Origin of the sequence: Psychrobacter sp. R86515, from assembly GCF_042466315.1 — a bacterium.
Lineage (GTDB): Bacteria > Pseudomonadota > Gammaproteobacteria > Pseudomonadales > Moraxellaceae > Psychrobacter.
Genome location: NZ_JAXHCC010000001.1, coordinates 2,278,402 through 2,304,447 on the forward strand (window position 1 = coordinate 2,278,402; position 26,046 = coordinate 2,304,447).

Annotated in this window: 23 protein-coding genes; 12 read left to right on the forward strand and 11 right to left on the reverse strand. The window is 43.2% G+C overall.

The genetic code is table 11. From position 1 onward, the window contains the following. The first annotated feature begins 124 nt into the window (after positions 1–124). The 7 genes from SJY28_RS09505 to SJY28_RS09535 all read left to right on the forward strand — a co-directional run bounded on the left by SJY28_RS09505 (position 125) and on the right by SJY28_RS09535 (position 8,556). A complete protein-coding gene (locus SJY28_RS09505) occupies positions 125–901 on the forward strand; it encodes an enoyl-CoA hydratase (RefSeq protein ID WP_379544251.1) in 777 nt (258 codons plus the stop codon). 147 nt (positions 902–1,048) lie between these two features. Then, a complete protein-coding gene (locus SJY28_RS09510; RefSeq protein ID WP_379544252.1) occupies positions 1,049–2,614 on the forward strand; it encodes a 3-hydroxyacyl-CoA dehydrogenase in 1,566 nt (521 codons plus the stop codon). 72 nt (positions 2,615–2,686) lie between these two features. Then, positions 2,687–3,889, forward strand: a complete 1,203-nt coding sequence (locus SJY28_RS09515; protein ID WP_379544253.1) for a 3-oxoadipyl-CoA thiolase — start codon at positions 2,687–2,689, stop codon at positions 3,887–3,889. Positions 3,890–4,058: 169 nt separating this feature from the next. Then, positions 4,059–5,747, forward strand: a complete 1,689-nt coding sequence (locus SJY28_RS09520; protein WP_379544254.1) for a fatty acid--CoA ligase — start codon at positions 4,059–4,061, stop codon at positions 5,745–5,747. Between the two features lie 167 nt (positions 5,748–5,914). Beyond that, the gene (locus SJY28_RS09525; protein WP_379544255.1) at positions 5,915–6,394 is read left to right on the forward strand and encodes an acyl-CoA thioesterase; all 480 of its coding nucleotides are present in this window, start codon (positions 5,915–5,917) and stop codon (positions 6,392–6,394) included. A gap of 164 nt (positions 6,395–6,558) precedes the next feature. Continuing rightward, positions 6,559–7,593, forward strand: coding sequence for a hypothetical protein (locus SJY28_RS09530; RefSeq protein WP_379544256.1), 1,035 nt, complete (start codon positions 6,559–6,561; stop codon positions 7,591–7,593). A gap of 135 nt (positions 7,594–7,728) precedes the next feature. Next, positions 7,729–8,556, forward strand: a complete 828-nt coding sequence (locus SJY28_RS09535; RefSeq protein ID WP_379544257.1) for a hypothetical protein — start codon at positions 7,729–7,731, stop codon at positions 8,554–8,556. A 37-nt stretch (positions 8,557–8,593) separates the two neighbouring features. Here the strand turns inward: SJY28_RS09535 and SJY28_RS09540 are convergent, their stop codons facing one another. The 5 genes from SJY28_RS09540 to SJY28_RS09560 form a co-directional block, all read right to left on the reverse strand. Then, on the reverse strand, positions 8,594–9,589 hold the full coding sequence (locus SJY28_RS09540) for a glycosyltransferase family 2 protein (RefSeq protein ID WP_379544258.1): 996 nt from the start codon (positions 9,587–9,589) through the stop codon (positions 8,594–8,596). Positions 9,590–9,635: 46 nt separating this feature from the next. Continuing rightward, on the reverse strand, positions 9,636–10,937 hold the full coding sequence (locus SJY28_RS09545; RefSeq protein ID WP_379544259.1) for a hypothetical protein: 1,302 nt from the start codon (positions 10,935–10,937) through the stop codon (positions 9,636–9,638). Continuing rightward, a complete protein-coding gene (locus SJY28_RS09550; protein WP_379544260.1) occupies positions 10,937–12,241 on the reverse strand; it encodes a glycosyltransferase in 1,305 nt (434 codons plus the stop codon). Before SJY28_RS09550 ends, SJY28_RS09545 begins: the two co-directional genes overlap by 1 nt. 190 nt (positions 12,242–12,431) lie before the next feature. Beyond that, complete coding sequence (locus SJY28_RS09555; protein WP_379544261.1) at positions 12,432–13,943, reverse strand: glycosyltransferase family 2 protein; 1,512 nt, start codon at positions 13,941–13,943, stop codon at positions 12,432–12,434. A gap of 480 nt (positions 13,944–14,423) precedes the next feature. Then, a complete protein-coding gene (locus SJY28_RS09560) occupies positions 14,424–15,299 on the reverse strand; it encodes a LysR substrate-binding domain-containing protein (protein WP_379544262.1) in 876 nt (291 codons plus the stop codon). 112 nt (positions 15,300–15,411) lie between these two features. On the opposite strand from SJY28_RS09560, the gene SJY28_RS09565 reads away from it, so the two are divergent. Continuing rightward, the gene (locus SJY28_RS09565) at positions 15,412–16,128 is read left to right on the forward strand and encodes an SDR family oxidoreductase (RefSeq protein WP_379544263.1); all 717 of its coding nucleotides are present in this window, start codon (positions 15,412–15,414) and stop codon (positions 16,126–16,128) included. Positions 16,129–16,240: 112 nt separating this feature from the next. Continuing rightward, on the forward strand, positions 16,241–17,119 hold the full coding sequence (locus SJY28_RS09570) for a DMT family transporter (RefSeq protein WP_341610643.1): 879 nt from the start codon (positions 16,241–16,243) through the stop codon (positions 17,117–17,119). Positions 17,120–17,344: 225 nt separating this feature from the next. On the opposite strand, the gene SJY28_RS09575 is transcribed toward SJY28_RS09570, so the two are convergent. The 5 genes from SJY28_RS09575 to SJY28_RS09595 all read right to left on the reverse strand — a co-directional run bounded on the left by SJY28_RS09575 (position 17,345) and on the right by SJY28_RS09595 (position 22,059). Then, a complete protein-coding gene (locus tag SJY28_RS09575; RefSeq protein ID WP_379544264.1) occupies positions 17,345–18,265 on the reverse strand; it encodes a homocysteine S-methyltransferase family protein in 921 nt (306 codons plus the stop codon). A gap of 178 nt (positions 18,266–18,443) precedes the next feature. Beyond that, positions 18,444–19,121: a DUF4377 domain-containing protein gene (locus tag SJY28_RS09580; RefSeq protein WP_379544265.1), complete on the reverse strand. Its 678-nt coding sequence runs from the start codon at positions 19,119–19,121 to the stop codon at positions 18,444–18,446. 173 nt (positions 19,122–19,294) lie between these two features. Beyond that, a complete protein-coding gene (locus SJY28_RS09585) occupies positions 19,295–19,795 on the reverse strand; it encodes an META domain-containing protein (protein WP_379544266.1) in 501 nt (166 codons plus the stop codon). Positions 19,796–20,126: 331 nt separating this feature from the next. Further along, positions 20,127–21,254: a zinc-binding dehydrogenase gene (locus tag SJY28_RS09590; protein ID WP_379544267.1), complete on the reverse strand. Its 1,128-nt coding sequence runs from the start codon at positions 21,252–21,254 to the stop codon at positions 20,127–20,129. Positions 21,255–21,381: 127 nt separating this feature from the next. Next, complete coding sequence (locus SJY28_RS09595) at positions 21,382–22,059, reverse strand: glutathione S-transferase family protein (protein WP_379544268.1); 678 nt, start codon at positions 22,057–22,059, stop codon at positions 21,382–21,384. 464 nt (positions 22,060–22,523) lie between these two features. Between SJY28_RS09595 and SJY28_RS09600 the strand changes: the two genes are divergently transcribed. Beyond that, positions 22,524–23,435 (forward strand): LysR family transcriptional regulator, encoded by a 912-nt coding sequence (locus SJY28_RS09600; RefSeq protein WP_379544269.1) that lies wholly within the window; start codon positions 22,524–22,526, stop codon positions 23,433–23,435. Positions 23,436–23,532: 97 nt separating this feature from the next. On the opposite strand, the gene SJY28_RS09605 is transcribed toward SJY28_RS09600, so the two are convergent. Next, the gene (locus SJY28_RS09605; RefSeq protein WP_379544270.1) at positions 23,533–24,306 is read right to left on the reverse strand and encodes an IclR family transcriptional regulator; all 774 of its coding nucleotides are present in this window, start codon (positions 24,304–24,306) and stop codon (positions 23,533–23,535) included. A 223-nt stretch (positions 24,307–24,529) separates the two neighbouring features. Between SJY28_RS09605 and SJY28_RS09610 the strand changes: the two genes are divergently transcribed. Beyond that, complete coding sequence (locus SJY28_RS09610) at positions 24,530–25,321, forward strand: putative hydro-lyase (RefSeq protein WP_379544271.1); 792 nt, start codon at positions 24,530–24,532, stop codon at positions 25,319–25,321. 182 nt (positions 25,322–25,503) lie between these two features. Then, positions 25,504–26,016 carry an acetyl-CoA carboxylase biotin carboxyl carrier protein gene (gene accB / locus SJY28_RS09615; RefSeq protein WP_201566487.1) on the forward strand — a complete coding sequence of 171 codons (513 nt, stop codon included), beginning with the start codon at positions 25,504–25,506 and terminating at the stop codon, positions 26,014–26,016. Positions 26,017–26,046 lie beyond the last annotated feature (30 nt).

The window sequence follows — 26,046 nt, forward strand, 5'->3', positions numbered from 1 at the left end:
TCACAAACCAAAATAAACAGTATATATTGATATTAAATACCGCATAGCGATATTTAATATTCAAAATAAATGCTTTGTTAGGGTGTTTATACTTTATGCAAGAATGATGTTTAAGGAGTCGATCATGGAAGAGCCGCTCATTATTTGTGAGAAAAAAGGAGAGGGCGTGAGTGTCGTTAGACTTAATCGCCCCAAAGTGCGAAATGCACTAAACAGCGAGCTACGTCAGCAAATGGCAGATTTGTTCATTCAACTAAATGATGACCCACAAACCAAAGCGATCGTCCTTACTGGTGGTGACAAGGTGTTTGCCGCTGGTGCAGATATCAATGATTTTTTGACTACAAGTACAGTGGATATGTACCTGCGTCATAGTGAACGCTATTGGGATGCCATTACTAACTGCCGAAAGCCCATTATTGCTGCCGTCAATGGTTATGCTCTGGGCGGTGGCTGTGAGTTGGCCATGCATGCTGACATCATCATCGCAGGCAAGTCTGCCAAATTTGGTCAACCCGAAATCAAGATAGGACTCATGCCAGGTGCGGGCGGAACGCAGCGTTTGTTTCGCGCGATTGGCAAACATAAGGCCATGAAGATGGTACTAACGGGCGATATGATCAGCGCTGATGAGGCGGACACAATGGGGCTGGTATCTGAAGTCGTTGAAGATGAGGCTACTATCACACGCGCCATTGAGATTGCTGAGCAGCTATCACATTACTCTCCCATTGCCTTAGCGCAAATCAAAGAAGTGGCAAATTTGGGTGTTGATATGCCTTTAGAAGGTGCGTTGGCTCTAGAGCGTAAGGCTTTCCAGATTTTGTTCAATACTCACGACCAAAAGGAAGGCGCTAAAGCCTTCTTGGAAAAGCGTCCTGCAGAGTACAAAGGGCATTAATCCATAGCTGCGTTAATTCATCAGCATGTGAATTCATAAGCACGTTAATTCATAAGCACGTTAATTCAAAGCCACATTGTGATCGCTTTTGAAGCAAGTTATCACCTTTGAACCGAAATTTCATAGCAAACTATGTAGAGAGTTATTATGACTGTGAACACAATTGCCATTATCGGCACTGGTATTATGGGCATGGGCATTGCTCAAATTGCTGCTCAAGCTGGTATCCAAGTACTTTTATATGACGCCAAATCAGGCGCTGCTGAACAAGGACGACAATCCTTGCAAAGTACTCTAGAAAAACTAACTGCTAAAGGCAAGTTTACCGATGAGCAACTACAGGATATTTTAAGTAATTTGACCGTACTACAAGAGCTTAGCCAAATTGCGACTGCTGAGATAGTGGTTGAAGCCATTATCGAAAATTTAGACATCAAAAAACAGCTTTTTGCCCAGTTAGAAGGTGTGGTCACTACCGATACTATTTTGGCGACCAATACCTCCTCCTTATCAGTGACCGCAATTGCTGCTGACTGTGATCATCCAGAGCGCGTGGCAGGATTTCACTTCTTTAATCCAGTCCCTTTAATGAAAATTGTAGAGGTCATTCCAGGTCTGTCTACTCAGCAATCAGTGATTGACGTTCTCTCCGATTTGGCCAAACGTATGGGTCATCTAGGTGTGGTAGCAAAAGACACACCGGGTTTTATCGTCAATCATGGCGGTAGAGCGTACGGCACAGAAGCGTTAAAAATACTAGGTGAAGGGGTAACAACGTTTGAGAGTATTGACCGAATTTTGCGTGAAGGCGCAGGATTTCGCATGGGGCCGTTTGAGCTATTAGACCTCACTGGTATCGATGTATCGCACCCCGTGATGGAGTCGATTTACAATCAGTTCTATCACGAAGCGCGTTATCGCCCGCATCCACTGACCCGTCAAATGCTAGTAGGTAAAAAGCTTGGTCGTAAGGTTGGTGAAGGGTTTTATCATTATGAAAACGGTCAGAAGTTGTCAACGGCCACCACTCAAGATCAGTCGTCCGAAGCACTCATATCTGATGCCGTTATTACCTCAGTTTGGGTTGGCGCTGATCTGGCAGAAGACAAAAATCAGCTGGTTGATTACCTAAAGTCTCAGGGTATCACTATTGATGACAACGATAAGCCAAACCCTGATAGTTTGGTGCTGCTAGCACCCTATGGCGAAGATACGACCAATGCTGCAATTCGTTATCAAGTTAATCCTAAGCAAGCCGTTGCTATTGATATGCTCACTGGACTAGCAAAGTATCGTACTTTGATGCCAAGTCTCCTCACGCAGGAAACATTTGTCGCCCAAGCTTATGCGTTATTCAGTAAGGGCTTGGATGACAGTGAAGCAACCACACAGCCTATAGTCGGTGCCACGCTGATTGCCGAAAGCGTGGGCTTTGTGGCACAACGTGTGGTCGCTATGGTGATTAACCTTGGTTGTGACATTGCTATGCAAGGGATTGCTTCACCTGAAGACATCGATAATGCCGTCAAGCTTGGGCTAGGTTATCCATATGGTCCTATCTCTTGGGGCGACCATCTTGGGGCCTCGCGTATATTGCTTATTTTAGAGCGCATCTACGGACTGACAGGCGATCCGCGCTATCGCCCAAGCCCTTGGCTGCAACGCCGAGCCAAGCTTGACATGTCATTGTTTACTCAGCAAAACACTTACTAATATTGACGACACAGCAATATTGCTAAACCATAAATTTATTATTCAGAGTTAGAAATACGACAAGGAAACGTTATGTTAGATGCCTATATTTATGATGGATTAAGAAGTCCTTTTGGTCGATATGTTGGCGCATTAGCAACCGTACGTGCTGATGATTTGGTCGCCACCGTGATGAAAGCGTTGGTCGAAAAGCACCAGCTATCTGCTGATATCTTTGATGAAGTGTTGCTAGGCAGTGCCAACCAAGCGGGTGAGGACTCTCGCAATATCGCACGTAACGCGGCTTTGTTAGCAGGACTGGATGTCACCACGCCAGGTCAGACAGTCAACCGTCTATGTGCGTCAGGTCTGTCTACTGTGGTCGATGCTGCACGCAGTATTACGTGCAATGAAGGGGATATTATTTTAGCGGGTGGGGTCGAGTCGATGACGCGTGCACCGTTTGTATTTGCCAAGACAGAACAGCCTTTTAGCCGTGACTTCAAAGTATTTGATACGACCATTGGTAGCCGTTTCCCCAACCCAAAAATCATTGAGCAGTTCGGCAGTGATACCATGCCGCAGACGGGCGATAATGTTGCGCAGAAGTATGGTATTACGCGCGAGGAAGCCGATAAGTTTGCAGCCGCATCACAAGCTAAGTACCAAGCTGCCAAGCAAGCAGGGTTTTTTGACGATGAGATAACACCTATCACCGTACCCCAAGGTAAGAAATTGCCTGCAAAAATAGTCACGGAAGATGAGCATCCTCGTGCCAGCTCTAATATTGAAGCACTACAAAAGCTCAAACCGTTAAATAAAGATGGAATCGTCACCGCAGGTAATGCCTCTGGCATCAACGATGGTGCTGCCGCGCTCATCATTGGCTCAAAGCAAGCAGAAAAAAAGCTAGGCTTTAAACCGATTGCCAAGATCCTATCATCAGGTGCAATGGGTGTTGAACCCAATATCATGGGCGTGGGTCCTGTTGAAGCAATTAAGCTAGCACTAAAGCGTGCGGATCTGACCATTGATGACATGTCTATTATTGAGATTAATGAAGCTTTTGCTTCTCAAGTTCTTGGCTGCCTAAAAGGGTTAGATATTGACTTTGATGATAAGCGTGTCAATCCCAATGGTGGCGCCATCGCTGTCGGCCATCCGCTTGGCGCATCAGGTGCCAGAATTGCCTTGAGTACCGCTCGAGAGCTACAGCGCACAGGTGGCAAATATGCCGTGGTTAGCTTGTGTATTGGTATTGGGCAAGGGCTTGCTATGGTGATAGAACGCGTTTGAGACTCAAAAGCACGCTAGCCCCATTACTGATTATAGTTGATTCAATTTAGAAGAGATGCAAGGCAACCGAGCGCAGATGTAACTGTGATACTTCAAGTGAGGTTAACGCTGTCACTTTTTTACAGAGGATTGACTATATCAAGGACAATTTATTATCAAGGAAGATACCATGACAACCATACTCAACGAACACGATAACTACCATCAAGCCGAAGAAGCGTATGGGTTTCCGTTAATTATCAAACAGCTACTAAACCGCGCCAAAATCGCCTCTACCAACCAAACCATCAGCTATGCGGACAAAGTCACTTATACCTATGCTGAGTTTTTTAAACGTATTAATCGCTTGGCCAATGTATTAAAAAATATGGGCTTGCAGGCAGGTGACGTGGTCGCGGTCATGGACTGGGACAGTCATCGTTATCTTGAGGCATACTTTGCAGTACCAATGTCGGGAATGATTTTGCAAACCGTTAATGTGCGTCTGTCTGAAGAAAAAGTGCTATATACCGTCAACCATGCTGCGCCAAAAGCCTTATTGTTGAATGCTGAATTTGCGCCGATGATTAAAGACTATCGTGACGATGCGCCTTCTATTGAGCATGTAATGTGGGCTGATGATGCAGAAGGTGACAAAGTGGGTGGTGAGAAAGCTGAGCTGCCAGACTATGTCGATGGCGAATATGAGGCACTGTTGACCGCCGCTAGTGATGAGTTTGACTTCCCAGACTTTGATGAAAATACCATCGCTACTACGTTCTACACCAGTGGCACGACAGGTGATCCGAAAGGGGTTTTCTTTACTCATCGTCAGATCGTACTACAGACGATGGCAAGCACACTGGCATCAGCGCTCAATGCTGAAGGTCAAGGCGCGCGCTACAACGATGTCTATATGCCGATGACGCCTTTGTTCCATGTACATGCGTGGTGCTGGCCGTATGGCGCAACCATGATAGGGCTCAAGCAAGTATATCCCGGGAGATATCTGGCACCAAAATTAGTCGATTTGATTGAGGAGCACAAAGTCACGCTATCACATGGTGTCCCAGCAATATTGCAGATGCTTCTCAAAGAAATGGCAGAGCGCGGTCGAAAATTTGAAGATCTTAAACTGTTACTAGGTGGCTCAAAGCTCAATGAGGGCTTAGCCAAAGCAGCTATCGAGTGCGGTATCGAATTTATGTCAGGATTTGGTATGTCAGAGTCTTGCCCTGTACTGTCTCGAGCAGTATTTGATGACAAAACAGAGTCGATGACGCTAGAGGATAACCTTAACTATCGTTGTCTGTCAGGTTCACCCATTATGCTAGTTTCGATGGAAATTTGGGATGAAAACGGCAAACCACAACCCATGGATGGCAAATCGACAGGCGAGCTTGTGATACGCGCGCCTTGGTTGACCCAAAGTTATTTTAAAAATCCTGACGCAGGTAATGAGTTATGGAAAGGCGGCTGGATGCATACTCAAGATATCGCCTGCATGACCTCTGATGGTACGCTAAGCATCACAGATAGGCTCAAAGATGTCATTAAATCTGGCGGCGAATGGGTATCCTCGCTTGAGGTCGAAACCATTTTGTCCTTTCATCCGAGTGTGGCTGATATCGCGGTGATTGGTGTGCCAGATGAGCGTTGGGGTGAGCGTCCTTTGGCATTGATCGTGCTAAAACCAGACCATATCGACACAAAAATGGAAGATATTTTGGCATTGGGTCATCAAGCAGTAGAGAGAGGTCATCTGCCAAAATACGGTGTGCCAAGTGAAGTGAGATTTCTATCAGACATGCCAAAAACCAGCGTCGGTAAACTCGATAAAAAACGCATGCGTTCGATGTACTCAGAAAATCTCATCTAATCAAACAATCCGGTCACCATCAAATCGACTCTGACAAAAGTGAAAACTTGCATAAACCCTAGTGTTTGACTGAATGCTAGGGATAGGGGAGGTGTGTGAGTCACGAGCACCCTGAGTCACACTCATCATCTCTATAACAAAACCTGTCTAATAAAAAGAGAGAAACTATGGAAGCTGCGCCTACGTTCCCAGAAATACAAGAGATTGTCACAAGCGATGATAATCACCCATTGCATGACTTTACCGTTATTTATCCTCAGCAAGTGGAATGGGGTGATATGGACTCCTTTGGTCATGTCAATAATGTGGTTTATTACGAATATGCTCAAAACGCTCGTATCTACTACAACAGGCGGCTTGGTTTATTTAACGAACAGACGTCTTCGGTGATGGCAGCCTCGTCATGTCGATACCTCAAATCGGTTGCTTATCCTGATGAGTTATGGATTGGCGTCAAGGTGAAAAAAATCGGTAATTCAAGTCTGATTCATGAATATACCTATTACAGTACAGTGCAGAAAATAGTCGTTGCAATCGGTGAGTCGGTGTTGGTATATCTCGATAAATTGAGTGGGCAAAAAAAGCCGATCGATGAGTCGCAAAAAGAAGCGATTGCTGTGTTAGAGAATATTAATCAAAAAGCGTAACACCCAATATATCGGTCAAATTATGATTGGGGTTTTTAATTAGGAAGTACTTATTAAGAAGAAGTTAATTTTCATATAAAGGGATTATTTATTTTTATGGATTAAAGAAAATGTAGTAGCAATTGGATTGATAAGGATATCAACATAAAACAGGGAATAGATGAATGATGCTTTATATAAAAAGGTTAGCTGTAGGTTTTGCTACGGTTGTAACATGCGTATCTGCACAAGCAATCGATCTTGTGACAACAGGCGACACGACTTTGAGTATCGGTGGTTACATCAAAGCAGAAGGTGCTTTTAACTCTCCTGATGAAGGCGAGTCGGAATTTAAGGGTAATTTACGCCAGTCTCGTATCAATGTTAAGACGACCAAGTCGGTAGATGATAAAAAACTCACGGGGTTTGTCGAAGGTGATTTTTATGGTGATTACGCCAAGGGTGGCTCAAATCTACGCTTGCGTCATGCTTATGTTCAGGTTGATGATTTGACAGTGGGTAAGACTTGGAACGGTCAGTTTTTGGCAGTGGCGCCTCTGTCTACGGAGCAGCTTGACTTCTGGGGTACTGGTTTGGGCACAGCCTCTGGTGGTGGTTCTTATATTCGTCCAGATTTGACGTTGCACTATACTTATAAGGGGCTACGTTTTACGGCGCAAGACCCTGTTTATGATAATGCGAGCCTGCCTGATATGGTGGTAAGCTACAAAGATAAGATATCTAACTTTGACTATAACGTGGCTGTCACGGCTCGTGATGCTGAGAACGGAGATGGTTCAGATGTGGGTATCGGTGTTTCTTTAGCTGGCAAGCTGACATTGGGTAAAGATTCACTCCATGCCAGTATATACAGTGGTAAAGGCATGGGTGCTTATTCTGCCATCTGTGTTGGCGGGCCGCTAGTTATGAATGGCGGCGTAGACTGTGATGCCGAGGATGGGAAGCTTATCTCGCAAACTGGCTATAGCGTAGGATATAAGCATCAATTTACCCAAACGCTGCGTGGCAACTTGCGTTATGGTGAGGTAAATGTAGACGATGCGGCAGATACTTCTGCTAATGTAAAAAGCGCAAACCTTATCTATGAGTATTTACCAGATTTAGATTTAGGTATTGAGTGGAGAAATCAGGACGTAACGACATTCCCATGGATGCCAGCAGGTCAGCAAATTGAGATAATGGCAAAATATGATTTTTAAATTAAATAAGTAGAAAGTAGTAGATTATTATTAAGATAAGGCTTTATCCGTGCACAATAGAGGTAAAGCTTTGTCTATAAAAATCGCTAATAATGCTAAAGTAGCAATCAAAAATTTACATTAACTAAGGTTGCCATGTCTAATATAGAGTCTAATACAGAAAAACCAACACTTAAACAGAGTATCGCGCTGTCAGAGAATAGCAAATATACATTTGATAATATAAGCACAGCGAAGTCTGCTTTCTTAACGCTACCAGTCGTTATACAGACTGCACTAGAGCAATCTAAACGAGTCATTCTGATTGCAAATAATCCTGCTGTGACTACGACGCAGTTTGAGATGTTGTTACAGCCCAATGATGTTTTGGTGTTATTTAATCACTTTATTCACGCTGATTTTTTTGCCAGCCATCAGTTAGCTAGTTTATTACCTAAATTGCTGTTTTTTCGGCAGATTGGTGATAGTAAGCTGCATTTTGGCCTACCACCTAGAAGCAATCATATATCAGTGATGGAGCAAATGTCAGAGACCGCCCCGCTAGGGATATTAACGAGCAACCAGCCTTATCAGTTTCCAATATTAGCTGATGATCCAAGCCCCAATGATGATCCTATCACTACTCAGCGCATCTTAGATATTCCTTCGAACATGCAAAAACTATTATCAAGCCCTACCTATCACAGTGTGCTATCAGAGCGTCATGAAGTCGTTGCTGACTATCCATACTTCACCGATATTCATTCGTCAGCACCCTCATCCGGTTTTTTATTGTATCGGCTGATGCTGGCAGCTCGAGCATACTTACACCATATTCAAAACACGAAACTACCGTTAGAGATAGTAATGATCGGCTTCAATGACAATGATAAAACTGCTCACTTTTGGCATGGACATAACTGGAATTTTGAGCGTCAGGAAATGAATCGACCACCTACAGGAGTGACTATTCATCGGTACTAGGATATTGATTAACTAAGTTTTCATTAGCTAGAAATAGTTAAACATAAGGAGCATCTGGACAATGAGAAAGCTCTACCTCTTTGTCATTAGGCTCTCGTCGTACGACTATCAGTGATGACTGTTCTTCGGTCCAATCAATCAGTTCCATATCGGAAAATTGGGACAGCCATCCTGCCATGGGCCAACAGTGCCATTTTTGATAGAAGCGATTGGCATTGACAATGATACTGTCCAAATGATTAAGAGGTGGCCGGTAGACACTGTGCTGCTGATGATAAGCGATATCAGCAGTAAGGTAAAAATCGATATCTAATCGGCGTGCTGTAAAAGCAAAATCGGTATCCTCTGCACCATAACCTGTATATTGGGTGTCAAAACCGCCAATTTTATCAAAAGTCTGTCGCTTGATAGCGAAGCATAGACTCCAGAATGCACCATAGTCATCAGTCTGTTTGATAGCTGTTTGCTCTGTTGCAGTAGGATATGAGTCAGCTTCATCAAAATTATAACGATAAGGGTTATAGGCAGACAGCTCGTCTAAAACAGAGAAAGGCAGATGATTAATTTTTAATTGTGCATTTTCTTCTACTGATAAAGGTCGCGTTAGATAACGCGGTTGACCCATCAAAAGCGCATTAGGATATTGCAAAAGCTTCTCATACATTTGCTCAATAAACGTAGGCGCTACGATACAATCAACATCCAAAAAAATCAGCATATCGTGAGTTGCCTGCAACGCTCCAAGATTGCGATTATGTCCGATATCAAACTCTGTAGTTGTAGTATCACCACCATCATTTACAGCTGATTTGACCGTAGTTGGTAACTTCACGATATTTGATGAGAATTCAGCTAACCGATTGGGATCGGCGTCGTCGTTGACGATAATGACTTCGGCTGGCTTCACACTACTATTTTCTAGACTGCTGAGCAGGTTGTAGAGATGACGATTACGACCATAGCAAGTCGTAATGACGGTCATCGGTACAGTATCAGAAGTCGTACTAGCATTACTCGTTGGCTGAATGGTCATTGCTTATCTTTACCTCGCTATCAAGTTGCTTGTTATTTTTGATCAGTCAGTTTTTAATTGTTGATTCAGATGTTAAGTTGAGTCGAGGGAGTAACCAGTTTTCAAACCAACGCTTGGTAGTAGGGTAAGCAGTGGTGCTATGCATGAACGCTTGAGCAGCTGTTGGCGTAACTGCGTTGATTTCCTCAATGCTATTTTCCTCACTGTTATTTTCTTCAATGCTATCAACCGAGGTAGTAGGGTATGGTTTGCTTCGGCCATGAATTGTTTGGGCAATAGATTCAGATTGACCATTATTGACGCTCATTAAGGTTTTAAACTGCTGCCAATTTAGCGCTTTGTTTTGAGCGACTAACGCTTCAGCCATGACGGCTTGTTCATTATGTGGCCTGTCATCAGGCACTACTATGAGCGGCGCATCGTAATGATACGCTTGCGCGACAGCGTTTAGGCCACAGGCCATCATCAGATAATCGCTATGGCAAATAAATGGTGTGACGTCATCTACCTCAGTTGAGATATCGACATAACACCGTTTGTCATCGTCTATAGGCCCGAGAGAGATGATTAATGCATTTGGTAGTAGTGAGCGCAACTCTGGTAATTTTTCGTCAATCGCTTTGTGTCCACCATAGCCTTTAATGACGGTGATAATAGGTGTTGTAGCTCCGGACTTGTCTGTTAATTGAGCCTTGTTAGATGGTAGGCGGGTAGATTTAGGCGCAGAAATTTCGCCACCTACGCTCAATTTTGCCAAAATATTTATAAAGCTCTCATAAGTGTATGACTCAGATTTTTGAGAGTAAATAAAGTCAAGATAGAGCGTTTTATTACAGATCCACTCAGATGTTTGGGTAGACTCTAACGCTTTAGGATAAGGAGCTAATAAGGCAAGCGCACCAGCAAAAGCACCCAAATGTGGTGCATCATCGCGAATACCTGGAAGCCTAACGTAAAGGTAAGGAATACTTGCCGCACGACAGAGCATCGCCACCTCGACGCTGACATCGATAATCATCAAATCAATCTTACGTTGAAAAATAGTGTCTAGTATTTGGTGACTGCGTTTTTGAATGTCACTATTGCCTACGGGCGAGTAGTGTAGGCTGGCTGGTTGCCAGTACTGTCCTGCACGACCTGCTAATATGTCGTCGGGTCGTTCATCTTCTGCATTCAAACGTATGGTTTGTTGTTCATCAATAGCGGTAAAACGATAGCTATTTATATCTAAGCTCGTAAATACCGTTAATTGCGCTCTTGCATCATTAGGTAGCAATGCAGCCAGTTTGTCTGCCTGTCGGCAATGTCCTGAGCCGTGATGATGAGCATAATATCCAATACGCATCATTACGATCCCTCAGAAAAGCTAACAAGATCATTATCAGTTTCAACTGGTGCTTGAATGGCCTGATTGAAAAACTGCAGGGAGTCTTTTGTTAAATCAGAGAGCTCATAGCTGTTGATATTGTTGATATAACTTTCTGAATTGTCTTCTATTAACGCAGTTCTATTTTTTAACGCTGCTCGGTACAGTGCCAGATAGCCGTCTACCATGGCTGACACTGAACAAAACTGCAAAGCACGGTCACGGCAGGCTTGGCGTGATATGTTTTTAATCGTAGCAAAACCATTGATAAAGGCGGCTTTGTCTTTCTTAGGTACGATGACTCCTGTCTCTGGAGTAATAATTTCTGCACTGGCTCCAGCATCGAAACCAATGACTGGTGTGCCACATGCCAGACTCTCAGCTAAGGTCAATCCGTATGGCTCGTCCCAAGTACTGGTAAATAGCATGGCAGTTGCTTGGCACAAATAACTATTAATCTCGTCCTTGGTGACATGACCTACGTAACTGAATAGTTTGTCATCGCCATTCTTACTGTCTTTAAATAATAAAGGGGCTATTTTTTGATTGAAGTAATCTTCGTTGCTTTTAGGTCCTGCAATGATAAGTTTCTTCCCAGCTTCCATACAGTACCGCATGGCTAAATGAGTGCCTTTCTCAGGGCAGATACGCCCATACCAAAAATATATTTCGTCATCGCTACCATCAGTATTGCCAAGCGATTCTGTATTGGCAATAAAGGATTCGACATCGATGCCGTTATACACCACTTGTGAAGGGACAAACTCAGCGAATAACTGCTGTTGGTGCTTACTAATTGCTGTAAATTGAGTGGTTGTACCAGCGCGCAGTGTTAAAATCGCTAAACGTAACTGTGGAAAAATAGGCGTATGAAAAGTGGTAAAAAACCTTTCGCCAAACGCTTGGCCTGTCATCATCGGAATATGATGCAGACTGTGGTTATGTACGATATCAATCTCACCGCGCTCATCACGTTCGATAATATCTCGTAAGGCTATCTGATAAGTGAGATATTGATACATCTCTTCACGGCCCATGGCGACCGTTTCATGCTCATTATCATAGACCATCTTATTAAACTCATGACGAGTCAATAATGGCACCAACGTTGCTTTCGTCTCGCTATCTTTATGAGCGTAAAGCAATACCTCATGACCTTGCGTCACTAGCTCATCACAAATCAATTGGGTAATCATTTCTAGACCACCCGCGTAAGGCTGGGCAATGGGATACAGTGAATGCGCAATAATGGCAATACGTAGCGGTGAATTCGAAGACCTAATCATGTTTTTAAGACCTTTATAGTTATAAGCATCATGGCTATGAGCGTTATGGTTAGTAGAGTGGTGTATAGGGAGCCTAGTATAGAAACGATTAAAGACAATAGAATGACCTTGGTTCAAAACTGGCTTATATAAATCGCAAGTTTTTATGAATCGCTATCTTTATAAGTATTCTTTTTATAAGTACTGACTTTTACGAATCGATGGTTTTTTTATCTTTAAATAAAGACGTCGCATAAGATGTCGTGATAGTCGTCTTCTTTTCATGGGCTACTTTTAAAGTCTGCTTAAGAACCTTACTCATACTTGGCATATCTGCCCGAGCATCAGAGAAATTATTCATTGCGACCTTGGCTGCGCTTAGTTTTAGAATACAGACTGCCACTGCACAGATAAATAGTACTGGTGAGTAGAGCGGTGAAAATGGCGCTACAACTAGGACTGTAATGATATTTAGCACCAATAGCAGTTTTGGTAACGCTGCTATATTCTTAAGGAGTAATGACTGACGACTTTGGATATAGTTCTGTTTCGGCGTACAGACAAAAGGTTTCTCTCGTCCCCACAGCACCGGAAGCCATGACAAGGCACCAATTTCCCAAAAGTTCAAATGCATCAACCATGCACGTATTTTTCTGCTAAAACGTGGCTGATGGCTGTCATCTACTTGTTGATTGAGAGGCGATTGATCACGGCAGTAAGCCCACAACCGTCTAAGGATAAAAAATATGTAGCCTGCATAAACCAGATATAAAGGTGCAAGCATTGACACGTCAGCTTTATTTATTGAAAGCATATCAACCGTTACCAGTAATGAGCAGATATGCAAAAGAATAAAGAACCCTGTGAAGTTTACCCAAGCACTTAATTGAGATAGATGAGCGCGTATATAGGCTAGACGTTCACTCATACTTTTAGATTGCGAGACATACTGAACTGGAGAGTTGTACGGAACTGACAGGTAATCCGTGAGCACTTGCATATTGCCGTAAATCCAACGTCGACGTTGACATATTAGGTCATCTAGTGTGTTAGGCAGTAAACCCGTGGCAATGACTTCTGGCACAAACTGACTGCGAAAACCTTGTCGATGCATAAGCACGCCCATCTGAGCATCTTCAGTGATAGAAGCGCCTGACCAGCCTCCTATGCTCAAAAGATCCGATCGTCGAATGACAGCGTAAGTACCCGTTGATAAGGCGCGATTGCGATTAAAAGAGCGATACAGATGATGATTAAAATAGTGGTTCAACTCACTATGGGCATCCAGCTGTCCTTCATTACGATAAAACTGTGGAAATTGCAGTAGGGTATGCTCAGGATATTGGGCGATAGCCTGCATAATAGAGGCTCTCGCATGTGGTAATGCTTGGTAATCACTATCGACCACCACAATGTGACTACAGTCTGGACTCATTAACCCAAGTGCCAAGTTCAAAGCGCCCGCTTTGAATCCTTCGACACGATCGATGTGATAAAAATGGACATTCAGCTCAGCGTTTAAGCTCTGGCAAAATGCTGCCAACGGCTCATATAACGACGTCTCTTTATTATTATTATCGATAATCAATATCTCATCGCGTGCTTCTTTTACTGCTAATAACGACTTTATTGTGGCAATAACCAACTCTGGAGGCTCAGCTCGCGTCATCAATTGAAAACTGAGTGCTGCGCTAGTCAAAGCTTCTTGTGTGTTAGCAGTCATGTCTGGTCCTTAGGCATATACAACAAGTTAAAATTTATATAAAGAAGAGTATGCTTATAGGTAATGTAAGTACTTGTATCCTCAGTCATTTAATGAATACCAATGCATACTAATACAAAATTAAGTAATGATTTAGCCGATAATTGTTTGTGATAAATTAACTGTGTAAGTTGTACGTAATGTGACATAAAAACTTAGTATTTTAATCGCGTAAAAATAGGGCGTTTTTTGATTGAGAAGGGGATAGGTAGCTGTACTTTACTTCTGAGTTAGGGTAGTTAGTAAAAAGATAAAACGAGGAAAAAAGATGAGGATAAGAAAGTAGGAAGGTCTGCATCGTTATGCTGAAGAACGGCTGTAGTGGGATAGAAAAGCACGACTAAAATCGTAGTTAGCCTCAGAAGCTAATTACGTTAATAAGTTTGAGATTAGATTATTTATATTGACGTTTAGCTTAATGCTTAGCTATCCCTGACTAAATCAAGCCAGTGCTAAATGAGTGATACACCAGTTCCAGACAGCGTCGACAGTCGGTGTTGATGACGAACTCTTTTTGCGAACGAGATAATAATCTAGATCGACTGTTAGCGTTGACTCACTTACCTGAACCAATCTTCCTGCATTCAAATCCGCTTGTACAAAAGCCTGACAAGCAATCGCAACACCTTGACCCGCTAGCGCTGCATCTAAAGCCAAAGCGGTTTGATTAAATACAGCGCCAGCTAGCTTATCTGTGGTACCAAAAAATCGTGGCCAATGATGATGTGAGTCATGGAGCAATGGCATCTCTTGTAGCACTTCAAGTGACATGGGCAGTTCTCTATTGGCCATTAAGTGAGGGCTGGCCACGGCTACAAGCGTTTGTTTAAACAGTAGCTGAGTATCAAATGCCGCAGGGAATGGTGGGCGTGTCAGGCGTACCGCGATATCTACCTGATCACGGTCAAAATCTGCAACGGACTCGGTCGCTACAGTACGCAACTCGACATCAGGGACCGCAGCAGTCAAAGCAGATAAGCGCGGCAATAATAGCTTAGTGGCAAAAGTCGGTGTCACGCTGATAGTGACAGTCTTAGGTTCTCTGAGTAGCTGAGCTGTTGCTTTATCCAAAATCTTAAAAGCGCGCGTAACTTCTGCAAAGTAAACAGAACCTTGGCTTGTGAGCGCCACGCCTCTTGGTAGTCTTTGAAACAAAGGAAAGCCGATATGCTCCTCTAGCATTCTTACCTGCTGAGCGACCGCGCCTTGTGTCACAAACAGCTCATCAGCCGCCGCCCGAAAATTAAGATGACGCCCTGCAGCCTCAAATGCGCGTAAGGCATTGAGCGGTGGCAACGTACGATGATTGTTTGGCACTTTGTTTTCCTAGACTGTAGATTTTCTACAGTCTAGCATCTTTTATTATGATGTTAGGAATTTGATTTTATTGGTTATGATAGATAAAACGATAACTAATGGAGAAAGGCAGATGAATAACACGACAACGACAAGAAAAGTAGCGCTTATCACCGCAGGTGGATCAGGCATGGGTGCTGCTGCTGCTCGCAAACTTGCAGCAGATGGTTATCATGTCGCTATTTTATCTTCCTCTGGCAAAGGTGAAGCATTGGCAAAGGAGCTCGGCGGCATTGGTGTTACTGGCTCCAACCTTATTAATGAAGATGTACAACGTTTGGTTGATTCGGCGATGCAACAGTGGGGACGTATTGATGCGCTTGTAAACTCTGCTGGTCACGGCCCGCGCGCACCGATCTTGGACATCACTGATGAGGATTGGCATAAAGGGCTAAAGGTTTATTTTCTTAGTGTGGTACGCGCAATTCGTTTGGTCACGCCCATCATGGTCTCACAGGGTAGCGGTGCTATCGTCAATATATCTACCTCTTGGGTAACGCAGCCGACTGCGCTTTTTCCTACGTCAACGGCTTTTCGTGCCAGCCTTGGCGCTTTTACCAAGATATTCTCTGACGATTATGCGGCAAAAGGTATACGCATTAACAATGTCTTACCCGGCTGGATTGATAGCTTGCCTGAAGTCGATGAGCGCCGTGAAAGTGTGCCGATGGGACGTTATGGCACCTCTGAAGAGATCGCCTCAACGATTGCTTTTTTATTATCCGAAGCTGCTGGATATATCACTGGTCAAAATATACGGGTTGATGGTGGCGTCATTCGCTCTGTGTAACGGGTCAATCAATACAAGCCTATTGATACAAGACTGTTAATACAAGCAATAAAACACTGTCGACGCTAGCTGCTTGAAAAAAGCAGCTCATCTATTTATTAAGGCCAATGTTATGTTTCGAGCATATGCTGCACTGGTGCTACTTGGTGTCATCTGGGGGTCGAATTTCATTTTTATGAAATGGGCGACGGCTCTAATCAGTCCCTCACAAACCGTATTTTTACGCCTGCTATTTGGGTTCTTACCATTGGTTGCCGTTGCCTGGCACAGCAAAGTAATTACTCGGGCGCAGCTACAGCATTTGCCACACTTTATAGTGATGTCAGTGCTTGCAACGTCTTTTTACTATTATGGATTTGTCGCAGGTACGGCGCTATTGCCCAGTAGCATTGCAGGTCTATTAAGTGGCTCAATCCCTATATTTACCTTTTTAGGCGCGGCGCTGTTCTTACCTGAAGAGCGTCCGACCAAGCAAATGGCGATTGGACTTGCGCTAGGATTTGCTGGTATCGCATTAAGTGCGCGACCATGGCAAGGCGCTACTGGTGTCTCACTCGTTGGCGTTTTATGGATGTTGGCAGGATCTTTGAGTGTGGGTGCATCTTTTGTGTATGCGCGGCGCTATCTGTCTCCTCTGAGATTGCCACCACTAGCGTTAGCCACTTGGCAAGTGGGGTTAGCCGTCATAACGCTTTCCGTACTCATTGATTTTGATGGTATAACCCAGCTGACGACAGATACTAGGGCAATGTGGGGAACGATACTTGGTCTGGGTGCTTTGGGTACTGGCGCTGCTTTTTTGATTTATTATTTTATTATTGAGACGTTAGGTTCAGTGCGGGCTGCTGGTGCTACTTATATTGCTCCAGTCGTTGCTGTAATCATTGGCGCGTTAATTGGCGAGGACATCACCAGCTTAGAAATTATAGCGTTGGTACTGATTTTAAGTGGGGTCCTACTGATACAAACGGGTAGACAGACTTCAGGGTAGCGGGAAAGAGGGTAGACTGTTAAGAATACAATACGCGTACTTATAACAAGCTAGTCGATAATTTCATTCAAGCCTGTAGCTGCTACTAGAATTTTCGATACGCTTACAGCCCTAGCTCCATGACCAGAAACATGCCAACCATCAAATAACAGTCGATGGTCGTCGGCATGATTAACTCAATATTCTAATTATCTTACATTTTTCTATATTCAGATCAGCCTATATTTAAGCAGTAGCAGTGAAATGTTGGCTTAATTCCTGAATATGCTCAGGACCAATACCGCAGCAGCCGCCGATTAATGAAGCACCTTGTGCTTGCCACTTTTGTGCCCAGAGCAAATAGGCAGGCGGGGTCAAATCATCACGCACTTCATTAAGCGTATCATTTGCTGCGGCATTTTTTGGTTGCGGCGGGAAGGCATTGGCATAAGCGCCAAGTTTGATATGCTGCGCTTGTTTTGCCTGCAGTACAGTTTGCGCGACATCTAGTGCTTGTTCGATGACATCAGGTTGGCAGCAGTTAAAGAGTATTGCCTCGACATCGAGAGCAGCCATCGTTGCTACGGCTTCCTCGACGGCTTCTCCTGAACGCAGACGTGGCACATCGATATCCATACTGTCTTCTAAGGTAAAAGCTACCCATAGCGGTTTATTGTCCGTATCTAGCGTACTAAGTAGCTCACGAACAGCGATAGACTCAGTGATTAGACTCTGAGTCTCAGCGAGCCAAAAGTCTACATACGGGTTTAAACCTTTGATCAGTGGGGTAGCGATATCCTCTACGTGGTCAGCATCAAACAAGTCTGCACGGTAGGAGCCAAACAGTGGCGGGATAGAGCCTGCTACTTTGGTTGCTGCGCCTTCTAGTGTCACTGCTGCACGTGCCATTTCACCTGATGCTGCTGCCAAATCTTGTGCTTGCGCCGCAAAACGTTCCTCACCGATATGAAAAGGTACTAGCGCGTAACTGTTGGTCGTGATGACTGCCGCGCCGCTCTTAATATAAGCACGGTGTACATCACGAACGATCTCTGGCGCTTCTATCATTGCCAGTGCTGACCATTCAGGTTGACGAAACGGTGCACCGCGCTTCGCCAATTCTCGTCCCATGCCACCATCAATAATTGTGGTTGTATTTATTGGCATAACGAATCCTTCTTTATTGTGAGTAAACAAACCTGTAGAGGTGCTATTATTAAAAATAGAATTATTTAAAGGAGCGAAATACTAGGCGTAATAAACGTCAGATGCAACCACAGGTTGAATAATGTTAACAATTAATCGTGTGGTTGCTTGTCTGTTTAGAGGAGGTATATCTTTATTACTAAGGCTGGGTTCTTTTCTTTTCAATGACTTGTATCAGTTTGCTCTGCACTGACGATGCATCGGCAGGTGGTCTAGCAACGGCTGTATTTTTTATAAGCAAGGTATATTCATAATCCGGCTCATAATCAAAACCCTCTATACCACTGTATCTATACTGCCAATCTGTTTGACTGCCTACTTGGTCAGCTGGCTTTGTTAAAAGGCAGGATTGTGGCGCAACGCCTACGCAGTCTACTTGATGGTCAGCGACAATGATTTTGCGTAATACATATGGCATGGCATGTACAGTTAGCTGATGCTCACCATCTGGCTTTGATTGATCGCCTGTTAATTCTACGTCACCTTTAACTTCTATATAGTCACCTATCGCCAATTTTTGCATTTGATAAGCATTCTGCTGACCAAAATTGGTATTGTTAATAGATGCGGTATAGGACTTTCCATCTTGGGCTACGATAGTGACTTTTTGCTGATTTCTGTCTTGTGAAGTAATGCCTGTTACTTGACCGATTATCGCTTCAGCGCTGTTTGGTTTTAGGGTGCTTATGAATGAGTTACGGTTTTCAAACTGGCTAGCACTCGTTTTATCATTCGAGTTAGCTTGGCTATGACTGCTACACGCAGTTAGAGAGGATGTGGCAATGAGTGCCAAAGTGCAAAATTTAATAAACGACATGACATATCCTTATTATGGTTGATTTAGATACTTGTTTTCAGTGCTCTATGAAATAGCTTAAAGCAATTTTTATTACTGATGCTGAGGCTAGCAATTTGTTGATATAAATAATGCCTCGCTAATTTATAGTGAGGCATTTTTCATAATTTTGAGATAGAGCTATGTAACAGTCCTTAAGGTGTTTTTGTTTTAGGAACGGCTTTGAAGTGAGCCGTTTGATTGTCATTCTTAATGACTAGCACAGGGTTGTTATCGCTATTTTTACCAAAGCTGTATTTGCCTTGTACTGTTGTGGCAGCAGCACTATCAAACTTTGCTAAATATTCAGGGCAGGCCATTCTAGTGCTTCTGATTGCGCTCAGTTCTACCTCGCCATTCGTCACACTGTATCCTGCGCTCATATTGTTGCAGGTATTCATAAGGCTTACCATATTGCGGCCTTCAACAGTCATAAAGTCCAGCGTTAATGGTCTTGATGGATCAAAAAATAACGCTTCAACCAAGTCTCCATTATTAAGCTTGGCATCTATAAGGCGCCAATTGTTCGCCTCTAACGTCTCTACTGTGATTGGCTGTACGGTTGGTTTGGTAACACTAGTCGTTGTTTGGCAGCCAGTAGCAAGTGCACTCATAACAAGCGTGGAGGCCACCATTATTTTCATTATATTTTTCATAGTCATCTCTCAAAAAGTAGATAGTTTAAAATGTCTAATATTTTTATTTAAAAGTTAGCGTGTCTGGATTTTAATTATCATAAAGAAGTCATATAACTACAAGGACGCTTTGATTTTCAAATAAGGAGTCTTCAAAAAGGCGATACTCGAAAAGACAATGTTCACAGAGTCAGTATTTAAAAAGGCTAAGTTACCGCCTTTTACTTACATCATTCAGTAATAATTAAGTACAAAAAAAGCAGATACCGTTATTAGTATCTGCTTTTTTTATCAAAAATCAGTCTATGAGGAAGTTGCTATATCTTAAGTTATAACAGCTTTCTAGACATTATTAAGCTTGAGGCTTGATCAAGTACTTCTCTCCAGTCGCCTGTTTGCCATAAGCGGCGATTGATTTTAATTGTAGCGCTTCTTCTAGGGTCACTTCATGCGTATAGCTGCTCGCAAAGGTAGTGGTGATTTCTTCTGCCACGCGTTTGCGCATGGACTGAACCGTTTCACTACCAAGCTTACCAAGTGCATTGAACAATAAGAAACCATTCACACCCCACGCAAAACCAAAGTTACGGTTTAAGGTGATCGGACCACGGTCTAAGGCACCATAAATATAAGCTTGTTTAAAGGTATTTGAGCCATAGACGCTGTATTCTTCTACGTCACGAGTAATAGCTGCCTCCATACAGTTTAGAATATCGCTGGTGAGCTTACCGCCACCGATAGGGTCAAACGAAATCGTAGCGCCTGTTTCAGTAATCGCGGCGGTCAAATCGGCAAGGAACGTCTCGCTGCTTGAGTTCACCACATATTTTGCGCCCATATCGCGCAATAGCTTTTCTTGCGAGTCTTTACGGACGATATTCACCAAATCAACACCGTCTGCCATACAGATACGGTTTAGCATTTGACCAAGGCTAGAAGCAGCTGCTGCATGTACGATGGCTTTGTGACCTTCAGCGCGCATGGTTTCGACCATTGCCAGTGAGGTGAGCGGGTTTACAAAAGACGATGCGGCCTCGGTAGCTGTCGTGCCGTCTTTCATTTCTATGCAGCTCCTTACATTGACACAGTGGTATTGACGATATGTACCGCCACCAATTACCGCAACCATTTTGCCCATGAGTGCTTGTGCGGCTTCTGATGAGCCTGCTGCGACGACTGTACCAGCGCCTTCGTTACCGACAGGCGTGTCTTTATTTACCCGCGTTTTGAGTGATGGCATGAATTTAGCTGGCACGTCAGCAGTAATGATCGGGCTGTCATCAGTGCCTGATTGTACAGCGGTTGACATATCAGCGGCGCTGAACATCACACCAAAGTCAGAAGGGTTCAATGGCATGGCTTCCATGCGAACGACAACTTCGTCAGCACCGGGTTGCGGCATATCAATTTCTTGTAAAGCCAGGGTTAATTTGTTGTCATCACTGATGGTTGAGGTCAGTTGTTTATTTTTATCGGTCATAAGGTTTGTTCCTGCAAATAGTTGGATTTTTAGACCAATTCCTCTACGGTATTGGCCGTGCTTTAGGTTATTGAGCTTTAGTAATTTTCTTAATGTGGCTCATTTTTAGTGGCCACACTGTCATATGTTATTTAGCGTTTGCGGCTTGGATTTGAGCTTTAACGTGTTGCATAAATTCAGGCATGTTTGCTTGACTGTCTGCCTGAACGCTTTTTGCAATCTCGGTTTCACTCATAGTTTTGTTCCATTCTTTCATGCCGTCCATTTCTGCCAGTACATCCCACTCAAGCTGAGTAGATCCAAAAGCGTTTACAATGGTGTTGACGTGATGCACATAGATGTCGGCCATGGTGAATTGCTCGCCTGCAATCCAAGGAGAAAATTTACATAAGCGATTCATCGCAATAATACCGCGGCCCAATACTTGACGTACTTCATCTTTGATTGCGTTAGGTGCTTGAGTACCAGAAAATACGTATGGAATCAGACGACGACTTGGTAGCTCAAAGTAAAGCTCTGCTATTTTCATAATCTGACGTACAGTCGCGCGTTCTGCTGCATCGGTAGGATATAGCGGCTTTTCAGGATAGGTTTCTTCCAAAAAGTCACAAATCACGTTAGATTCCGACAGATTAAAACCGTCAGGCATGGTGATTGCAGGTACTTTACCCACTGGACTGACAGTCAGTAGATCATCACTACCAGCGTATAAAAGGTCCTCTTGGAACGGAATGCCCTTATATAAAAGAGCGTGTTTTACGATGTTGTAATAGTTGCTTGCAGCAAAGCCGTGCAAAGTAATCATAAGTCATTCTTCCATTGTTGACGTAAAAGTTATTTTTAATCGTGTTTTCATTGCAACGTTTAGGGCGTGTTTGATATTCACAAATAGGCACTGCTGATTGCTAAAACGGTTCCAGACAAGGCGTAAAACGATGGTAATGCTCGTGCCTTAGCTAGATTTACAACACAGTATGGGGCAGTTTTAGCATCAGCTCCAATATAAACAGAAGGAGACAGGACTATTTTTTGCCACTTCATTGTTAAAACATAGACGCTTAGAATGACTAAACTTACTATTTTTAACGTCGAACTGTCTAAAAAATAGTCTCTGTCAGTGCCATGGTCGAATATCAAGCACGCCCTAAGTTAATCACATTATTACTGGTTTTAATGTGGTTATATATAAGGAATAACGTGAATCACTATTGCTTTTAAGACAATAATAAAGCGAAAATGCTCAAATATTCATCTAAATGGAGAAATCAGTTGGATCAATTACGTGCCATCAAGTATTTTAGCAAAGTCGTAGAAACGGGCAGTTTTACTAAGGCCGCAAATGCATTCAAAGTGCCGCCATCCTCACTATCGAGACGAGTATCTGATTTAGAAAAGAGTTTGGGCGCAACACTGTTAAAGCGCTCGACCCGAATTGTTAAATTGACCGAAGTAGGGCAGGTCTATTATGACGATATGCAGCAAGTATTGGATCAGCTCGAGCAAAGCAAAGAAACAGTACGCAGTTATCAAACGACACCAATGGGGCGCTTACGCATCAGCTCTATGGTGGGTTTTGGTGAAAAAATACTGCTACCACTGTTGGATGAGTTTGGTGAGTTGTATCCAGAGATTGTGCTAGATGTCAGTCTCAGTGATGAATTATCCGCATTGGGACGTGACGATGTCGATATTGCGATTCGCGGTGGTTATGCACCAAATGAGCGAGTGCTTGCCATTAGGCTCATGGACAATGGGTTTATTCCGGTTGCGTCGCCCAGTTATTTAGAGATGCATGGTGCACCTAATCATGTGATGGAATTAAAGGAACATAAAGGCCTGTATTTTAAAGCGCCAAATGGGCCAACGCCTTGGTTATGCCATGTAGATGATCAGTGGCATGATGTCTCAGGGCCAGCAGTTGCGATCTCAAACAATGGACCATGGCTTGCCAAAAAGGCTTGTAATGGTGAAGGGGTTTTGATGTCCACTCGCTGGGCACTATCCTCATATCTTGAGTCAGGCGCATTGCAAGAGATTAAATTTGAGCATCCATTAGCAATCACGCAGCACGCTGATATGGCCGTATATCTGCTGTATCAAAAGCAGCGCTATCTAGTGCCTAAGGTAAAAGCCGCCGTCGATTTCTTGGTTGAGAGGATAAAAGTAGCAAGTGAGCGTTGATGTAATGGAAGTGTGCTATCTACAACCTCAATACATTCATATTCGTATCAACACCTAAGAGGCTTGACATGCAAACGTTATAGCATGTTATGACATGCTACTCATTATATTCCTGATTGAAAATAACAGATAGCTCATTGGCAGCTTCTTGCATGACAGGCACATAGCTCAGTAGCTCATCCAAAGATTTTCTGACAGTAGGACTATGAGTAAATACCGTAGCAAATGCGGGCTGTTCACCATTCGGAATCGGGACGGCACAGGCGACCATACCAGGAATAAACTCTTCATTATCTGTCCCTATCTGTGTCTTACGTACTTCAGCAATGGACGTCATGAGTTGTTTTTTGTCAGTCTGAGTATGGGTCGTGAGCGCCTGTATCGATAGTTTTTCTACAATACGCTCGCACTTATTATCTGCCAACTGCGTCAACAATAATTTACCACTGGCACAGGCCCAGATAGGTATATTGGTTCCGGTAGGTAACTGTATTTGGACAGGCCAGTCAGATATCACACGATCGATATACACCACTTCTAAGTCTTGCAGCACCGCAATCCCTACCGACTCACCAATTTTGGCAGAAAGCTGTTGTAATATCGCCAACCTTTCCGCTTTAAAAGGACTGTTTTTCCACAGGTCTAAAGCTAGGTCATGCGTTCTTTTTCCGCAGGTTACTTTTCCATGCAAATCTAATTGGACAAATTGAAGCGGTTGTAGCTGATTTAACAATCGGTACATACTAGGTACAGGGATGTCCAATGTTTCTGCTAAATCAATAACGCCCATAGGCTTAGCAGATTTGGCCAATACTTCTACGATTTGCAAAACTCGCTCGACGCTTGAGCCCTTTTTTTTGACATTATTCATAGTTCAATTTGCATCCTTAACTGTGCGTTCAAGAAGATCACTCATCATATTCATCACATATTTCTGTATTCATATCTTGTCATATCGAAGTTGTTCTGATAAGTTACATAACGATAATCATAGTTCTCGGTATATGAAATAAAGTTATAAATAGCCATACCAATATAAAACAAATCATAAACTTTTATCTGCTAAAAATAATAAAGCGTAAGAGGTTGTAATAATGTTAGATTTAGCAAATATGACGCCGACAGAGGTCAGAGCGTTAATCAGTAAAAATGAACTTAACAAGCCGACTTCCGGCATGTGTAAAGGTCATATACAAGCAAACCTAGTCATAGTGCCCAAAAATTTGGCCTATGATTTTTTATTGTTTGCACAAAGAAACCCAAAGTCTTGTCCTATTTTAGATGTAACAGATGTCGGTAGCTCAGAGCCACGTCTCATGGCAAAAGGCGCAGACTTGAGATCTGATGTCCCAAAGTATCGGATATACAAATTTGGCGAATTAGTGGCTGAAGTGTCAGATCTAAAAGACTACTGGAGAGAGGATTTGGTCTGCTTTCTTTTAGGATGCAGTTTTTCCTTTGAGTCTGCCATGCTAAATGCGTCTATTCCTATCAGACATATCGAAGACAATCACAATGTGCCAATGTATATCACAAACATAGAGACTGAGCCTGCAGGACAGTTTCATGGGAAAATGGTGGTTAGCATGCGGCCAATACCTTATCCATTAATCACCAGAGCCGTCCAAGCCACCTCTCGATTTCCGCAAGTCCACGGCGCGCCTATTCATATCGGAGACCCTAGTGTCATCGGTATAACCGACATTCATGCGCCTGATTTTGGTGATGCATCCATCATAAAAGAAGGCGAAGTCCCTGTATTTTGGGCTTGCGGTGTGACGCCGCAAAGTATCGCTATGACTAGTAAGCCAGAGCTGATGATAACGCATTCACCAGGACATATGTTTATCTGCGACCCAAGAGATGAAGACTTGGCAGTTCTATAATTTCTGATGACAACAGCACTTTTAATACGCATAGAGATAATTAATTTCAAACTATTATTTCAATAAGCCAATCAATAAATTGTCACATATCGTTCAACAATCACACTTTACATACATCACTAGGTACGAATTTTTTATAAAAAATAATTGTTCACTTTCACTCTAACGGAATAGCCAATCATATGAATATCAATTTCACGGATCTTGAAAAACTGATCAAACTTGCAGAATGCGCCGATATAAAATCTTTAGAAGTCACTGATGGTGATGCACGTATTTCTATCGTTTGCCAGTCTGACGACAACCAAAGTAGCGGCAATCATATCGCTAATACTCGCAACCCAAGGGCGTCTCATTCAGAGCCTCAAATCGAAACTACTCAAAATAGTACGGATAATAATACCAATGTAGACAGTGATCGTAGTGATGAAACTGTGACTACAGAGGTGGAGAAATCCCAAGTGATAGCGCCTATGCTAGGTACGTTTTATCTTCGCTCTGAGCCGACAGCAGAAGTGTTTTTTCAGGTAGGAGATAAGGTAGAAGTAGGGCAGACACTATGCATCATTGAAGCCATGAAAATGATGTATGAGGTCAAAGCAGAAACTGCGTGTACGCTTAAAGAGATTTTGGTTGATGAAGGTGATGTCGTAGAGTATGCCCAGCCCTTATTTGTTATAGAGCCAAACAGTTAAAGCCACTCAATAGCTACTCAATATTGTATA

Coding starts and splice junctions, on each gene's coding strand:
- SJY28_RS09575 (WP_379544264.1), bottom strand. CDS start 18,265: ATGCCAATAAATACAACCACAATTATTGATGGTGGCATGGGACGAGAA.
- SJY28_RS09565 (WP_379544263.1), top strand. CDS start 15,412: ATGAATAACACGACAACGACAAGAAAAGTAGCGCTTATCACCGCAGGT.
- SJY28_RS09535 (WP_379544257.1), top strand. CDS start 7,729: ATGTCTAATATAGAGTCTAATACAGAAAAACCAACACTTAAACAGAGT.
- SJY28_RS09510 (WP_379544252.1), top strand. CDS start 1,049: ATGACTGTGAACACAATTGCCATTATCGGCACTGGTATTATGGGCATG.
- SJY28_RS09610 (WP_379544271.1), top strand. CDS start 24,530: ATGTTAGATTTAGCAAATATGACGCCGACAGAGGTCAGAGCGTTAATC.
- SJY28_RS09590 (WP_379544267.1), bottom strand. CDS start 21,254: ATGACCGATAAAAATAAACAACTGACCTCAACCATCAGTGATGACAAC.
- SJY28_RS09585 (WP_379544266.1), bottom strand. CDS start 19,795: ATGAAAAATATAATGAAAATAATGGTGGCCTCCACGCTTGTTATGAGT.
- SJY28_RS09520 (WP_379544254.1), top strand. CDS start 4,059: ATGACAACCATACTCAACGAACACGATAACTACCATCAAGCCGAAGAA.
- SJY28_RS09580 (WP_379544265.1), bottom strand. CDS start 19,121: ATGTCGTTTATTAAATTTTGCACTTTGGCACTCATTGCCACATCCTCT.
- SJY28_RS09550 (WP_379544260.1), bottom strand. CDS start 12,241: ATGATTAGGTCTTCGAATTCACCGCTACGTATTGCCATTATTGCGCAT.
- SJY28_RS09545 (WP_379544259.1), bottom strand. CDS start 10,937: ATGATGCGTATTGGATATTATGCTCATCATCACGGCTCAGGACATTGC.
- SJY28_RS09530 (WP_379544256.1), top strand. CDS start 6,559: ATGATGCTTTATATAAAAAGGTTAGCTGTAGGTTTTGCTACGGTTGTA.
- SJY28_RS09505 (WP_379544251.1), top strand. CDS start 125: ATGGAAGAGCCGCTCATTATTTGTGAGAAAAAAGGAGAGGGCGTGAGT.
- SJY28_RS09595 (WP_379544268.1), bottom strand. CDS start 22,059: ATGATTACTTTGCACGGCTTTGCTGCAAGCAACTATTACAACATCGTA.
- accB (WP_201566487.1), top strand. CDS start 25,504: ATGAATATCAATTTCACGGATCTTGAAAAACTGATCAAACTTGCAGAA.
- SJY28_RS09515 (WP_379544253.1), top strand. CDS start 2,687: ATGTTAGATGCCTATATTTATGATGGATTAAGAAGTCCTTTTGGTCGA.
- SJY28_RS09605 (WP_379544270.1), bottom strand. CDS start 24,306: ATGAATAATGTCAAAAAAAAGGGCTCAAGCGTCGAGCGAGTTTTGCAA.
- SJY28_RS09570 (WP_341610643.1), top strand. CDS start 16,241: ATGTTTCGAGCATATGCTGCACTGGTGCTACTTGGTGTCATCTGGGGG.
- SJY28_RS09555 (WP_379544261.1), bottom strand. CDS start 13,943: ATGACTGCTAACACACAAGAAGCTTTGACTAGCGCAGCACTCAGTTTT.
- SJY28_RS09540 (WP_379544258.1), bottom strand. CDS start 9,589: ATGACCATTCAGCCAACGAGTAATGCTAGTACGACTTCTGATACTGTA.
- SJY28_RS09525 (WP_379544255.1), top strand. CDS start 5,915: ATGGAAGCTGCGCCTACGTTCCCAGAAATACAAGAGATTGTCACAAGC.